Raw genomic sequence first — 15,708 nt, forward strand, 5'->3', positions numbered from 1 at the left:
ATCTTAGTTCTTGCCTCTAGTCATTCATAGAGATTAAAAACTCTTCATTATTTTTAGTTTTCTTAAAGCGATCATTAATAAAGTCCATTGCTTCTACAGGGTTCATATCTGAAAGATATTTTCTCATAATCCACATTCTTTGTAATGTTTTCTCATCTAACAACATATCATCACGACGTGTACTTGATGAAGTCAGGTCAATTGCAGGGAAAATACGTTTATTAGCAATCTTACGATCCAATTGTAATTCCATGTTACCAGTACCTTTGAATTCTTCAAAAATAACTTCGTCCATTTTTGATCCTGTTTCAGTTAATGCTGTAGCAATGATACTTAATGAACCACCATTTTCTACATTACGAGCTGCCCCAAAGAATCTTTTTGGTTTTTGTAATGCATTTGCATCAACACCACCGCTTAATACTTTACCCGAAGCAGGCTGAACTGTATTATAAGCTCTTGCCAAACGTGTAATTGAATCTAATAGAATCACTACATCATGACCACATTCAACCAAACGCTTTGCTTTTTCTAATACAATATTAGCAATTTTAACATGTTCTTGTGGCTCTCTGTCAAAAGTAGAAGCAATTACTTCTCCACGTACACTACGTTGCATATCAGTAACCTCTTCTGGGCGCTCATCTATAAGAAGAACAATTAAATACACTTCAGGATGATTTGCTGCAATAGCATTTGCAATGTCTTTTAGCAACATTGTTTTACCCGTTTTTGGCTGCGCTACAATCATACCACGTTGTCCTTTTCCTATTGGAGAGAACAAATCAATAATACGAGTTGAAATTGTACTTTGCTTTTCGGCTAATTTAAATTTTTCAGAAGGAAAAACTGGAGTTAAATGCTCGAAAGAAACACGATCACGAACTACTTGTGGATCATGTCCGTTTATCTTTAAAACACGAACTAATGGGAAAAATTTTTCTCCTTCTTTAGGAGGTCGCACTACCCCTTTTACTGTATCACCTGTTTTAAGCCCAAACAATCTGATTTGTGAAGTTGATAAATAAATATCATCTGGAGAGGCTAAATAATTATAATCTGAAGAGCGTAAGAAACCATATCCATCTGGCATCATTTCTAGAACACCTTCACTTTCGATAATTCCATCAAACTCAAAATCAGAGTCTCTAAAATTATTCTTTTTATTTTTAAAATTTGGATTCTGATTTCCATTATTCCCGTTTTGATTCTGATTCGGGTTTTGGTTTGGATTCTGGTTTTGGTTTGGCTTATTCTGGTTCGGATTTATCTTTTTTGTCTGAACTGGCGCTTCAACTTTTTCCGAAGTAGTATTTTCTGGAGCCTCACTTGGAGTTTCAGTTGGCAAAGCATTTTCTTTTAATGCTTCTTTTTCTTTTTGTAAAGCGACCTTTTTTTCATAAGCCGATTTATTGAATTTTATAATTTTTGATCCCTTTTTCTCAGGAGCACTTTCTTCTGGAGATTCAGTAGATTGAATCGTTTCTGCTTCTAGTACTGGAACTTCGGGAACTATTGGAGTATCAAGAATTTCGTTTGATATATTTTCTTTTTCTTCTTCAAAAAACATATTCTTTTGAACTGTATTCTTTTGTATAGCTACTTTTTTTACAGGAACAATTCGAGCTCTTTTTCGTTTATCCTCATCAACATCATTAACTTTTTCTTCCACTGCTGGTTTGACAGTTTCCTCTTGATGTGATAAAATAAGACCTATCAATGTCTCTTTTTTAACACCATTAACTTTTATCGTTTTAGCTGATTTAGCTATTTCTTGAAGCTCAGAAAGCTTCATTTCTTTTAATGCAGAAATATCAAACATGAATGTTCTATGAATTTAATTAATTTTCAGAAATACTGTAAAAGAATAGGTAGTATCTTTATTTTTTTTAGTTGAATCAACCGCAGTATGAAGTGCTTACGGTATTATGATGCAATAATACGAATAATATTTTATCATACAATAGTATTTTAAAAAAAGAAAATATATTTTTGTAAAACAATTACAAGATATAATGATACAAAGAGTTCAAACCATATATTTAATTTTAACATTTGCAGTAACTAGCATTTTAATGTTTTTTATTCCACTTTGGATAACTGTTGATGCCAAACCTTATTATTTTATGCAAAATCAACTGTATGTTATTTTGCTTGGTTTAAGTACCATGCTTACTATAGTAAGCGTTATTTCATACAAAAAAAGACAAAACCAGTTTGTCATGGGCAGACTGAACATCATATTAAATTTAATTTTATTAGGATTATTTGTATATCACTCACTAAACTTATCTGGAGAAACACCTGCTGTTTCAGAGAAAGGTATTGGGATGTTTCTACCTATAGTTGCTATCGTATTGTTAGTACTAGCTAACAAAGCCATCAAAAAGGATGAGGATCTTGTAAAATCTGTGGATCGATTGAGGTAAACCTATAAATTTAATTTATTTTGTGCGAAGAGAACCCGAATTGAAAGATTCGGGTTTTTTTGTGGAAAAAACAGTAGGTTAATAAACTAGAAAAACAAAATAAACCCTTACAAACATTCGCATTGTCTTATTTTTACCTAAATTTGAAATTATATAGTCATTATTTTATGAAAAACAAAATACGAGTACATCTAGCCGACGATCATCAGGTACTTATTGATGGGCTCACTAACTTATTACATACTGTTTCAGACTTTGCAGTTGTGGGTTCGTCTTTAAACGGAATGAATATTTATAATGATGTAACGACAAACAATACAGGCATCTTAGTTTTAGATATAAGCATGCCACAAAAAGACGGCATCGAAGTCCTAAAAGAATTCTCAGAAAAAGGTTATCCTTGCAAAGTAATAATCCTTTCAAGTTATGATGATTTAAAAATCATCAAAGAAGTCATGAACCTTGGAGCCAGTGGTTATTTAACCAAAAAGTGCGCTGGTGAAAATATCATCGAGGCCATTGAAGCTGTCAATAAAGGTGAAGAATATTTTTGTGATTCAGTAAGAGAAAAAATATTTACCACATTTACTAAAGGGAATCCTAAACTTAATGAACGAACTCGAGAAGAAAATTCTATTTTAAGTTCCCGTGAACTAGAAATAATAACATTGATTTCACTTGAATATAGTAGAAAAGAAATTAGTGAATTACTTTTTATTAGTACCAATACTGTAGAAACACATCGCAAGAATATAATGAAAAAACTAAAAACCAAAAACACCATTGGTCTAGTAAAATATGCAATTAAAAATAATTTAATTAAATCTTAAATCAATAAAGTAGCTATTTGGAATACTTTAGTAAAGACAACTATTTTATCTCATTAAAGTGAATTGCCAAAGTGATTTAACAAAACTTACTTTTTATGTGTAACTTAATACACTTTTAACTGCAAATATTTTTTTATGTCTTCCACTCGGGTTATTGTCTTAATATTCTTTCTTCTCCAAAATTATGGTAATACTGTTTTTGGACAAGAAAAAGAATTATCAAAACAAGAGATAGAAAAACTTTCGGATGAATCTGTAAAGTTGATGCGTGAAGGGCATCACGAAAAATCACTAACACAATCCCGAATCACATTAAACTATGCCATTAATACCAAAGACCCCTATCTTATTGCAAGATCATATAATACAATTGCAGCCAATTTTGACGAACTAACTGAACCCGATAAAGCTTTATTTTATTACAACAAAGGGTTAGTCTATGCTGAAAAAACAACTAACGGAAAACTTAAAAATTTACTTTATAATAATTTAGGCAACATTTACTGCTTTGATAAAAAAGAGTATGAAAAAGGAATTTCATACTACAAAAAATCACTTTATTATAGCACTAAAATAAAAGATTCAGTTCAAATTTTTTTAACAAAATTAAATATAGCTTGGGCATATTTTGATATTGGCGGCTATAATGATGGCTACCCCTACTTAAGTTATATTAATAAATTTCACACAAAACATGGCGACAAAACAACTTTAGTAGTTTTAAACATGCTTAATGGCATATACTACAATCACACAAATGAAAATCAAAAGGCTGATTTTTTTTATAAAAAAGCAATAAAAATTGGTAATGATGGTAATGAAAAATCAGATTTATCCTTTACATATCTCGAGTATTCAAAATTTTTATCAAAAATAGGTGAGTACAAAGATGCATACAAAATTCTTTCGCTTTATCATATCTTAAATGATGAACTAAACAATGAAGATAAATTACGAAAGGTTGATGTTGCTGGACTTAATTTAGAAGTTGACGAGTACAAAAGAGATATCGATAAAATTGGAAACCAATATAAATCCAATCAGCAATCATTGTTATTAGAGCAATCTCGAAACAAAAAAGTGGTTAGCATTATGATATCCTTATTTGTGATTAGTATCATCTTATTTTATTTCTTTTATCAAAACACCAAACTAAAACAAAAAAACAGATTAAAAGACATACAAGGTAAAATACAACAGAACATAATCAATGCTAGTATTGATGGTCAAGAAAGTGAACGTAAGAAAATTGCTTTATTCTTACATGACAATATCAGCGCATTATTGTCTACGGCAGGAATGCATCTAAACGTTTTTTCGACTCAAAATGAACCTATTTCAGAAGAAATCCTGAAAACAAAATTTATCCTCGAAGAAGCACACGACAAAGTACGTGATTTATCTCATGAACTTTTACCTACATTATTAGTCCGATTTGGGTTATTTTACGCTTTAGAAGATTTATGTGAAAAGAACTCTAACTCAACAATATTATTTGAATATCATTGTACAATTCCTTCTAAGACGCGCTATCATGAAAAATTCGAAATGAGGATTTATTTTATCATTTCAGAACTTCTAAACAACATTATTAAACATAGTGAAGCTAGCATTGCGATGGTTTCATTAACTGAAGACAAATCTAACTTGATTATTAATGTGAATGATAATGGTAAAGGATATAAAACAAATAAGTTTAATATCATCGAAGGTTTTGGTCTAAATCAAATTAGGGCTAGAATAAAAAACTTAAAAGGAGAAATAACTGTTAATTCCAAAATCGACATGGGTACTTCAATCAGAATAGAAGTTCCTATAATGTGCCTAACATAAACTAATTTCGTTTTTCTATTTCGATAATCTCCAACTCTTTTATTTTATCCCCTTCTATCACAAAACGAAGCATTGTGCGCACCTGATGAAAACCGCTTTTTCCAGCAGCACCTGGGTTCATATGCAGTAAATTATTCTTTTTATCGAACATCACTTTAAGTATATGCGAATGCCCACAGATAAAGAGTTTAGGCGGATTGGATGCCATTTCTTCCTTAATAGCGGGACTATATTTTCCTGGATAACCACCAATATGGGTAATCCAAACTGAAACATCTTCACACATAAACCGATTATTCAAAGGGAATTCTAAACGTGCCTTCGCATCATCTATATTCCCATAAACACAACGCAATGGCTTTAACTTCTTTATAGCGTCAGTCACCGATAAATCACCAATATCACCTGCATGCCACACTTCATCAGCTTGTGAAACATATTTTAAAATAGTATCATCAATATGACTATGAGTATCGGAAAGTAAGAGGATTTTTTTCAATTTTTTAATTAAGATTTAAAAAAGGCACTAAGGTTCTGAGGTGCTAAGGTACAAAGGATTTTTAAGACACTAAAGTTCTAAGATGCTGTTTTTTTCAGTTAATAGATTTCAGAGTGCCAAAGATTCTGAGAACCTAAATTCACATCAAATCTGTAGAGAAGCACAGCAGCTCCCTCTAGATAACCTAAATGAACAATAATGTCCCACCTCAAAATCTTTACCTCTTTGTAGCTTTCTCAAAAACCTTTGTCTCTCTGAACCTTTTTTGTACCTTTGCTCTTCACATTCCTAGCGCCTTAAAAACTTGAGATATTTTATACAATTTGCATATAACGGCACACATTATCACGGCTGGCAATACCAACCTAATGCTGCATCTGTACAAGAAACACTTAACAAAGCGCTTTCGGTTTTATTAAACACGCCTATTAATTTAATGGGGGCTGGACGTACTGATACTGGTGTTCATGCTAAAGAAATGTATGCACATTTTGATTATGATTCTCCTATTGAAGTACCAAATTTGATACACAAACTCAATTCATATTTACCAAAAGACATTGCTATTTATGCTATTATTTTGGTTAAAGATGAAGCGCATTGTCGTTTTGATGCAACCAAACGCACCTATGAATATCATATCAATATTATAAAGGACCCGTTTCTAGAAGAACTAAGTTGGTATTTTCATCAATATTTAGATGTTTCTTTAATGAACGAGGCTGCCAAAATTTTGTTAAATCACACCAATTTTCAATGCTTTTCAAAGGTCAATACAGATGTAAATACATTTGATTGTAGTATTTTTGAAGCGTATTGGAAAACTGAAAACAATAAGTTGATTTTTACGATATCGGCCAATCGTTTTTTGCGAAATATGGTGCGCGCCATTGTAGGTACATTAGTAAATATTGGTTTGCATAAAATTACGCTGGAGGATTTCGAAAACATTATCGCCAGTAAAAACCGAGACAAAGCAGGTTTTTCGGTTCCGGCTCACGGATTGTATTTAACTAAGGTTGAATACAATTATATTACCTAATAGCCCTGATTGAAATGTAAATCCTTTAATTTTTTTCCTTTAAAAAAATTAAAGATTGCAATGAAAAGCAGGAAACAGCTCCTAAATAAAATGAAAGCAAAAGCATTTGATACCGGCTTATTCAAACGAATTCTTACTTATACTAAACCTTATAAATGGCGTTATAATGGTGTAATCATTTTTGCCATTTCCTTATCTGTTTTTGCTGCTCTCCGCCCCTATTTACTTAAGCAAACTGTAGATGGATATATTAAAACGCATGACCAATTGGGTTTACTTTTTTATGTAACCTTAATGGGAATTGTACTAATGTTGGAGGTTTTCTCTCAATTTTATTTTGTGTATTGGGCCAATTGGCTCGGACAAGATATTGTAAAAGATATCCGTACGAAATTGTTTAAGCATATATTGAGTTTCAGAATGAAATATTTTGACCTTGTTCCTGTGGGGCAATTAGTTACACGCTCTGTCTCGGATATTGAGTCGATTGCCAGAATTTTTAGCCAAGGTTTATTCATGATTATTAGCGACTTGATGAAAATGCTCGTAATCCTGATTTTTATGTTCTATATGAACTGGAAACTTTCTTGGATTGTTGTGATTGCAATGCCTATTCTTGTTTATATTACTCGAATTTTTCAGCGCAAGATGCAAGTTGCTTTTGAAGAAGTTCGAACTCAGATTGCTAATATGAACTCTTTTGTACAGGAACGCGTTACGGGTATGAAAATCGTTCAGCTTTTTAATCGTGAAAAGACCGAATATGAAAGCTTCAAGGAAATAAACGGAAAACATAAAAAAGCATGGATAAAAACAATTTTATATAACTCAATCTTCTTTCCTATTGCCGATATTATTTCATCACTTACACTAGGTTGTATCGTCGTTTTTGGAGGTTTTAAAATTCTTAACGGAGATCATTTTACCACATTTGGAGATTTATTCTCTTACACCATGTTTATCGGAATGTTATTTAATCCATTACGTCAGATTGCGGATAAATTTAACGAGATGCAATTGGGAATGATTGCTGCCAATCGTGTTTTTGACATTATCGATACGCAAGATCATATTCAGGATACTGGAACTATCGAAGCTCCAATTTTTGACGGAACAATCGAATTTAAAGACGTACGTTTTGGTTATATTCCCGAAGAAGAAGTTATCAAAGGAATTGATTTGTCAGTCGAAGCTGGACAAACAGTAGCAATTGTAGGTTCTACAGGGGCTGGAAAATCGACTATTATAAACTTATTGAATCGCTTTTATGAAATAAATAGTGGTACAATTTGTATCGACGGAAACAATATCGAGAACTACACTTTGGCTTCATTACGCAAACAAATTGCCGTTGTTTTACAAGATGTGTTTTTATTTGCCGATACAATTTACAATAATATTACCCTGAATAATCCCGAAATAACAAAAGTACAAGTTCTGGAAGCTGCCAAAGTAATTGGTGTACATGATTTTATTATGAGTTTGCCCGATAATTATGATTTTGATGTAAAAGAACGCGGAGTTATGCTATCCTCAGGACAACGCCAACTTATTGCTTTTTTGCGCTCTTATGTAAGTAATCCTAGTATTTTAATTTTAGATGAAGCCACTTCTTCTATAGATACATACTCCGAAGAAATGATTCAGCGAGCTACCGAAACTATCACCAAAGGCCGAACTTCAATTGTAATTGCACATCGATTGGCAACAATTGTTAATGCCGATAAAATTGTAGTTATGAATAAAGGACTTATTGTAGAGCAAGGAACACATCAGGAATTGATTAATCGTACCAATGGATATTATAAAAATTTATACGACTCTCAATTTGTGGTTGCAAATTAAAAAAACACACTGTTAGTACAGTCATAGTTTTACTACTGTTTTCTCAAAAAAAAGCCGATTATTCGCTTAATATTAGTAAATCATATCGCTTTCGTTTTAATCTCTGTGAAATAGCTAATGCAAATTGACCTTGAAATAAAAATTAAACCTTTTTTTAAAATAAATCCTTAAATTCGCAATCTCTATTCATTATTAAAAAATAGAAAATGAAATGCGCTTTTACAGCTTTCAATTTTAAAAATAAAATAAATACTTAAAAAATGAAATACGACATTATTGTTTTAGGAAGTGGTCCAGGCGGATATGTAACTGCTATTAGAGCATCACAATTAGGCTTTAAAGTAGCCGTAGTTGAAAAAGAAAACTTAGGTGGTGTATGCTTAAACTGGGGTTGTATTCCAACCAAAGCATTGCTTAAATCTGCACAGGTTTTTGATTATCTAAAACACGCTTCTGATTACGGATTGACTGTTTCTGAATTCGATAAAGATTTCCCTGCTGTTGTACAACGTAGTCGTGGTGTAGCTGAAGGAATGAGCAAAGGGGTTCAATTCTTGATGAAGAAAAACAAAATTGACGTTATTGATGGTTTTGGAAAATTAAAGCCAGGAAAAAAACTTGACGTTACAGATAAAGACAATAAAGTTACTGAATATAGTGCTGACCATATCATCATTGCTACTGGAGCTCGTTCTCGTGAGTTACCAAACTTACCTCAAGATGGAGTAAAAGTAATAGGATACCGTCAAGCAATGACATTACCAACACAACCAAAATCAATGATTATCGTTGGTTCTGGAGCTATTGGAGTTGAGTTTGCTCATTTTTATAATTCAATGGGAACAGAAGTTACTATTGTAGAATTTATGCCTAACATCGTTCCTGTTGAAGACGAAGACATTTCGAAACAAATGGAGCGTTCTTTGAAAAAAGCTGGAATCAAAATCATGACTAACTCTTCTGTAGAGCGTATTGATACAACTGGTGCTGGTGTAAAAGCATTTGTTAAAACTGCAAAAGGTGAAGAAGTTCTTGAAGCTGACATCGTACTTTCGGCTGTTGGAATCAAAACTAACATCGAGAATATCGGTCTTGAAGAAGTAGGAATCGCTACAGACAGAGATAAAATCTTAGTTAACGATTACAACCAAACAAATATCCCTGGATATTATGCAATTGGTGATGTTACTCCTGGTCAAGCTTTGGCACACGTAGCTTCTGCAGAAGGAATTAACTGTGTTGAGAAAATTGCTGGATTACATGTACAACCTATTGACTACGGAAACGTTCCTGGATGTACGTATGCAACTCCAGAAATTGCTTCTGTTGGTTTAACAGAAAAACAAGCTAAAGAAAAAGGATACGAATTAAAAATTGGTAAATTCCCATTCTCTGCTTCAGGAAAAGCAAAAGCTGCTGGAACTCCAGACGGTTTTGTAAAAGTAATCTTCGATGCTAAATATGGCGAATGGTTAGGATGTCACATGATTGGTGCTGGTGTTACTGATATGATTGCTGAAGCAGTTGTAGCACGTAAACTAGAAACAACAGGCCATGAAATCCTAAAATCTATTCACCCTCACCCAACAATGAGCGAGGCTGTTATGGAAGCTGTTGCTGATGCTTACGGCGAAGTAATTCACTTGTAAAATACCCTAATAGATGTACAGCTATACATCTAGGCAGGTTATATATAATTTTCAATTTGAAAAATCCGATTTGTGCAAATAAGTCGGATTTTTTTTATGGCGTGACCCGAAAATGGCTCAGGCTTTCGGTTTTATCTTTTGCTTAGCGGTGCTCAAAAAAAAATATCGCCTCTATCCTTCACGCAACAAGAACCTATTTTGGAGCTATCATGAACATCTTTACTCAATCTATTTTTTGAAGATCCAAAACACCAATAAATTCCCTTTAAAATTCGTATTTTCGTTAAGCTAAAAATACTCTTAATAAACGATGCAACAGAAATGCTACTGCAATTTATAAAGACATGAAACCCTACGAAGACATGAATGATTCTTGGACTGAAAGATGGAATAACAGATATAGTACAGATGAATTTGCTTATGGTGAGCATCCAAACAATTATTTAAAAGAACAATTAGAAAAACTAAATGCTGGAACCATTATTTTCCCTGCCGAAGGAGAAGGTCGAAATGCTGTTTTTGCAGCCAAACTTGGCTGGACGGTTTCGGCATTTGATATAAGCGTAGAAGGGAAAAATAAAGCCCTTGGCCTTGCCAAAGCTAATAACGTAACAATCGACTATCAGGTTGGTGAATTACAAAAAACAAACTATACTCCTGAACAATTTGATGCAATTGCTTTAATCTACGCACATTTTCCTAGCGATATCAAATCATCATATCATAAAACACTTAGCAACTATTTGCGTAAAGGAGGAGTACTAATTTTTGAAGCATTCAGTAAGAAACATATCGAATACAATTCAAAAGACGAAAAAATTGGTGGACCAAAAGAATTGGACATGCTATTTTCTATTGATGAAATAAAAGCTGATTTTCCTGATTATGAAATCATCGAATTAACTGAGAAAGAAATAGAATTGAACGAAGGTCTTTTTCATAACGGAAAAGGATCTGTAATACGATTTGTGGGTAGAAAAAGATAATGATGAAAAAACTAATAGCATACCAAATTGATTCTTTTACAAAAGAAAAATTCAAAGGAAACCCCGCAGGAGTAGTTGTAAATGCCGAAGGACTGAATAATTACCAAATGCAACAAATAGCAAGAGAATTAAATAACTCCGAAACGGCTTTTCTTTTTCCGCCAGACAGCGATGATTGCGATGGAATAATACGATACTTTACACCAAGCACCGAAGTTCCAATTTGCGGACATGCTACAATTGCAGCAATGTATGCTAAAGCTGTTGAAGAAAATTTAAATTCTTGCATTTTAAGATTTAAAACTAAAATCGGTATTCTTCCTTTTGAGATTATCAAAAATAATGAAGATTATCAAATTTTAATGACTCAAGGAAATTTTGAACTTAGTCCTACATTCGATAAAAATATAACCAACAAAATGCTAACTGCATTAGGCTTAGAAGAATCTGATACTGATAAAAATTGCCCTATTCAGATAGCATCTACAGGACATTCTAAAGTTATGATAGGAATTAAAAGCCGAGAAAAACTGAACAATTTATCACCAGACTACAATGCATTAGCTAACTTAAGTGCAACCATTAACTGCAATGGCTATTTTGTCTTTACTTTTGATTCAGATGACCAAGACATTTTAACCTATGGACGAATGTTTGCCCCAGGAATTGGTATAAATGAAGACCCAGTTACAGGTAATGCAAACGGACCTTTAGGAGGATATTTGATACAGAATAAAATCGTTGATTTTAAAGACTCTAAATTCGAATTTAACGGAAGACAAGGTGAAAAAATCGACAGACTTGGCGTAATAAAAGTCAAAGTTAAGATTGAAGACCATAAGCCAGCATTGATTCAAATAAAAGGCGATGCTGTAGTTGTATTTAGAACCGAAATAGAAATAGGATAAGCTATGAACCTAACTCTGCTAGTTATAAATCTAAACCAGTGAGTTATAAATTCTAAATTGAGAGAATAAACAAACTAAAACATCGTGCCTAAAACTGCCCTATTACTAAACGGTAGCTAGTAGATTATGGTTTTATTTATTCTCTCAGTTTCATTTTTATATCTTCGGGAAACCACGGAGCGATACCTGTTTTTACAAATTCTTTTTTTACACTTTCTATGTTGTACATTTTGCCAGATACTCCCTTTCCTTTCAGGTAGTTTTTATATTCTTTTTTCGAGAAAAAAGCTTCGGTTGTGCTGTCTGCTATATTTATAACAAACCAGCGTTCTGGTATTATAAATATTTTATGAATACTATCCGTAGGATAAATTTGGATTTCATTTGTTATACCCTTTTTGTTTTTACTAGGTCCATATATTGTACCATACTTATTTAAAAACACATAGTCTTTTGAAGTATAACTTTCAATAGTGTCTTTCCATCCATGTACTTTGCCATAAATATAGGTTTTCTGTACTCCAATTTTTATTAATGAATCAATGCCAATACTATGTTTTAATGAATGGTTATCTTCTAACATCCAAACTTTTGTACTAGGATCATACGATAAAGTTATTGGTTTCACTAAAGGGAGGAGATGAAATTGACCAAAATGGTTAGTTGTATAAAAAGTATCTACATCTTTGTGTTCTTTTTTTAAAAAACAAGATGATACCAAACATAGCATAATAGCAACGATAAGTGTAGTACTGATTTTATTTTTCATCTTTATTTAATTATCGTTTTCCAGTTTGCTTTTACTTGTAATTCGTCGCTTCCGCCTAGAATATTAAGTCTAAAACTGTCCTGTTGCTAAACAGTAGCTAGTAGATCATAGCTTTATTTATTCTCTCAGTTTCGTTTTTACATCTTCGGGAAACCACGGAGCAATACCAGTTTTTGCAAATTCTTTTTTTACGCTTTCTATGTTGTACATTTTGCCAGACACTCCCTTTTCTTTCAGGTAGTTTTTATATTCTTTTTTCGAAAAAAAAGCTTCGGTTGTACTGTCTGCTACATTTATAACAAACCATTGTTCTGGCATTATAAATATTTTTTGTGCACTATCTATTGGATAAATTCTGATTTGGTCTGGTCTTGGCTTGTCCTTTTTATCATTCCACGAAATTGTGCCATACTTACTTAAAAATAAATAATCTTCTGGTTGATATGTTTCAATGTATTCTTTCCTCTCAAATTTTTTACCATAAATATAAGTTCTATCGACTCCTATTTCTGTTAAAGAGTCGACATACACACTTTTTTTTAACGATTGGTTATCTTCTAGCATCCTCCATACTCTGCCATTTGGATCATATGTTAATACTATTGGTTTTGCTAAAGGGAGGAGATGGAACTGACCAAAATGGTTAGTTGTATAAAAAGGATCTACATCTTTGTGTTCTTTTTTAAAAGCACATGATGATACCAAACATAGCATAATAGCGACACCGAGTGTAATACTTATTTTGTTTTTCATCTTTATTTAATTATCGTTTTCCAGTTTGCTTTTATTTGTAATTCGTCGCTTCCGCCAAGAACATCGTGATACATAAAACCCAATACACAGCATATAGCGTTGTATTCCATAGAACGATTTCCCCAAGACGGGCGCAAATCTAATGTATCGGCTAAGTTATAAGATATCGTAATATCTCCATTACTATCGGCAACATAACTATACTTTACATTTACTGATCGAACTGCCCAAGTTAATTCATCAAATGCCATTTCCCAAGTGGCACTATATTCCGTTCTCCATTTCCAAAACTCCAGAGCTTGTTTCCACATTTCGCCTCTGGCTCGTTGCCCGCCAAGTTGAATTCCAAAAGACTTTATTTCTCTGTTTCTTATAATTTTGACCTTATAATCATTATCTTTTTTTATTTCGGCTACTATTTCCCTTTGTTTATTAAGAATTGCTGGATCTTTCTTTACTTTATTGAGAATTTCCCCCGAAAGCTGAACTGAGCTACTTTGCAATATAGAATGAAATCCTACACCAAAAATATTTTCTGCTTGTGTTGGGTTAATTCCTAAATATTTACATGCAGCTTTAAATAATGCTCTCCTTGCATCTGTTCCCCAACCTGGGTCTGTTCCGTAATAATTTCTAAATTCTGTCATTAAGTTTGTTTTTTATATTTTGTTTCAATGCCTGTTAATTTGCATATATGCGAAATAAATTTTCATGTACACTCCAATTTAGGAACATTAACAAAGGGTTACTTCATTTTGACCTGCTTCAAATATATTATTTTTTTTTCTTACAAATAATTAAACAACTATTTATTTAACATAGTTTTTTCTTACTTAAAAAAACATATGCATAATTGTATTTACTATTCTTGCATTCTAATAGTTCTTGTATAAGTAAGTCGAAAGTTTAAAAGTCAAAAGAATATTTCACACAACTTATTACTATAAATCACCTATTAATAACATAAGTTTCCGTAATTTTCCTTCCATAATATAATTATATTCACCTGTGACAGATACAGCACCAAACCATAAAATACATCAGAGTCGCAACATAAAACGTTTCTGTGAAATGATGGAAATAAAATAAGATGCTTTAGCATACGATCTTGACGATAATTGGAATCTGCAAAAGATTTCTTTATTAGTGCAGAAAGAGATAATTAAAACTCCCTAATCTATTTTCAGAGGATTAATCTAACAACACCTTATTTTTTAATATAAAAAACTATATTAGTTGTGTCTTTTTATAATCAATGCCTAAACCAAACATATATGAAATCAACTTCTTTTAGCCTACTTTTTCTTTTATCGATATTTTTATTTTCTTGTAACTCTAGCAACGGTGATGCAAAATATGCTGTTGCGGCAGATGCTACATTGTCTGAAGCACCGGCGTCTGTAGAACCTGTAACAGAACTGCCAATGCCTGAAAAAGACAAAGTAACTGAGAAAGATGATACAGGTCTTAAAACTGTTGAAGCTGTATTAATTAAAAAGAAAATAATAAAAGACGGAAACATTTCAGTTAAAACGAATGATATTGCAGTAAGTAAAAAAACCATAGACGAATTGTTGAAAAAGCTAAACGCCTATTATGAAACTGAAGATCTTCAAAATAACGATCAGGCTATCTCTTATAATTTAAAAATAAGAGTTCCTGCGGATAATTTCGAAAAACTGATTACAAGTATCGAAAACGGCAAAGATGAACTAACAAGTAAAAGCATCCAAGCTAGAGATGTAACCGAAGAATTTGTTGATATTACAACTCGTTTGGCTAATAAAAGAGAATATCTAAAACGCTATAAAGAGTTACTTTCGAAAGCTTCAACTGTAACAGATATTCTTGCAATCGAAGAAAACATTCGAGTAATCGAAGAGGAAATAGAAAGCAAAGAAGGACGTTTGAAATACCTTAGCGATCAAGTGTCATTTAGTACTTTGGCTTTAAACTTATATAAAGAAAAAGAATATGTCTACAAGCCACAAGCTCAAGACAAATTTTCGGAAAGAATTAAAAATTCTATTAGTGAAGGATGGACATCTATTGTTGATTTCTTACTTTGGACTATTGCAATTTGGCCGTTTATTATTTTAATAACTGGTATTGTATATATTGTTCGAAAAATTAGAAAAAAACGAAAAAACAAGGTACAATAATAG

General features: G+C 32.3%; 14 protein-coding genes and 1 pseudogene. 10 read left to right on the forward strand and 5 right to left on the reverse strand.

From position 1 onward, the window contains the following. Nucleotides 1–16: 16 nt before the first annotated feature. Complete coding sequence (rho, locus tag IUY40_RS13100; protein WP_195737310.1) at nt 17–1,822, reverse strand: transcription termination factor Rho; 1,806 nt, start codon at nt 1,820–1,822, stop codon at nt 17–19. A 193-nt stretch (nt 1,823–2,015) separates the two neighbouring features. Between rho and IUY40_RS13105 the strand changes: the two genes are divergently transcribed. The 3 genes from IUY40_RS13105 (at nt 2,016) to IUY40_RS13115 (ending at nt 5,092) form a co-directional block, all read left to right on the forward strand. After that, entirely contained in the window at nt 2,016–2,429 is a 414-nt protein-coding gene (locus IUY40_RS13105; protein WP_195737311.1) for a DUF4293 domain-containing protein, read from the forward strand. A 167-nt stretch (nt 2,430–2,596) separates the two neighbouring features. Next, on the forward strand, nt 2,597–3,259 hold the full coding sequence (locus IUY40_RS13110; RefSeq protein ID WP_195737312.1) for a response regulator transcription factor: 663 nt from the start codon (nt 2,597–2,599) through the stop codon (nt 3,257–3,259). Between the two features lie 135 nt (nt 3,260–3,394). After that, entirely contained in the window at nt 3,395–5,092 is a 1,698-nt protein-coding gene (locus IUY40_RS13115) for an ATP-binding protein (RefSeq protein ID WP_195737313.1), read from the forward strand. Nucleotide 5,093: 1 nt separating this feature from the next. On the opposite strand, the gene IUY40_RS13120 is transcribed toward IUY40_RS13115, so the two are convergent. Further along, entirely contained in the window at nt 5,094–5,591 is a 498-nt protein-coding gene (locus IUY40_RS13120) for a metallophosphoesterase family protein (RefSeq protein WP_195737314.1), read from the reverse strand. A 304-nt stretch (nt 5,592–5,895) separates the two neighbouring features. Between IUY40_RS13120 and truA the strand changes: the two genes are divergently transcribed. The 5 genes from truA (at nt 5,896) to IUY40_RS13145 (ending at nt 12,021) form a co-directional block, all read left to right on the forward strand. Beyond that, complete coding sequence (gene truA / locus IUY40_RS13125) at nt 5,896–6,633, forward strand: tRNA pseudouridine(38-40) synthase TruA (RefSeq protein ID WP_195737315.1); 738 nt, start codon at nt 5,896–5,898, stop codon at nt 6,631–6,633. Between the two features lie 90 nt (nt 6,634–6,723). Further along, the gene (locus IUY40_RS13130) at nt 6,724–8,478 is read left to right on the forward strand and encodes an ABC transporter ATP-binding protein (protein ID WP_195737355.1); all 1,755 of its coding nucleotides are present in this window, start codon (nt 6,724–6,726) and stop codon (nt 8,476–8,478) included. A 260-nt stretch (nt 8,479–8,738) separates the two neighbouring features. Beyond that, nucleotides 8,739–10,127: a dihydrolipoyl dehydrogenase gene (gene lpdA, locus IUY40_RS13135; protein WP_195737316.1), complete on the forward strand. Its 1,389-nt coding sequence runs from the start codon at nt 8,739–8,741 to the stop codon at nt 10,125–10,127. Nucleotides 10,128–10,489: 362 nt separating this feature from the next. Further along, nucleotides 10,490–11,113, forward strand: coding sequence for a class I SAM-dependent methyltransferase (locus IUY40_RS13140; protein WP_195737356.1), 624 nt, complete (start codon nt 10,490–10,492; stop codon nt 11,111–11,113). Nucleotides 11,114–11,115: 2 nt separating this feature from the next. Further along, nucleotides 11,116–12,021 carry a PhzF family isomerase gene (locus IUY40_RS13145; protein ID WP_229335551.1) on the forward strand — a complete coding sequence of 302 codons (906 nt, stop codon included), beginning with the start codon at nt 11,116–11,118 and terminating at the stop codon, nt 12,019–12,021. Between the two features lie 136 nt (nt 12,022–12,157). On the opposite strand, the gene IUY40_RS13150 is transcribed toward IUY40_RS13145, so the two are convergent. The 3 genes from IUY40_RS13150 to IUY40_RS13160 form a co-directional block, all read right to left on the reverse strand. Beyond that, nucleotides 12,158–12,790, reverse strand: coding sequence for a hypothetical protein (locus IUY40_RS13150; protein ID WP_195737318.1), 633 nt, complete (start codon nt 12,788–12,790; stop codon nt 12,158–12,160). A 117-nt stretch (nt 12,791–12,907) separates the two neighbouring features. Continuing rightward, complete coding sequence (locus IUY40_RS13155; protein ID WP_195737319.1) at nt 12,908–13,543, reverse strand: hypothetical protein; 636 nt, start codon at nt 13,541–13,543, stop codon at nt 12,908–12,910. 2 nt (nt 13,544–13,545) lie between these two features. Then, on the reverse strand, nt 13,546–14,190 hold the full coding sequence (locus IUY40_RS13160) for a hypothetical protein (RefSeq protein WP_195737320.1): 645 nt from the start codon (nt 14,188–14,190) through the stop codon (nt 13,546–13,548). 361 nt (nt 14,191–14,551) lie between these two features. Here IUY40_RS13160 and IUY40_RS19485 point away from each other — a divergent pair. Together IUY40_RS19485 and IUY40_RS13165 are read left to right on the forward strand one after the other, a co-directional pair. After that, nucleotides 14,552–14,707: pseudogene (locus IUY40_RS19485) on the forward strand (XRE family transcriptional regulator); the annotation flags it as partial. Between the two features lie 110 nt (nt 14,708–14,817). Next, nucleotides 14,818–15,705 (forward strand): DUF4349 domain-containing protein, encoded by an 888-nt coding sequence (locus IUY40_RS13165; protein ID WP_195737321.1) that lies wholly within the window; start codon nt 14,818–14,820, stop codon nt 15,703–15,705. Nucleotides 15,706–15,708: the final 3 nt, after the last annotated feature.

The organism is Flavobacterium sp. ALJ2, from assembly GCF_015594725.1.
GTDB lineage: Bacteria > Bacteroidota > Bacteroidia > Flavobacteriales > Flavobacteriaceae > Flavobacterium.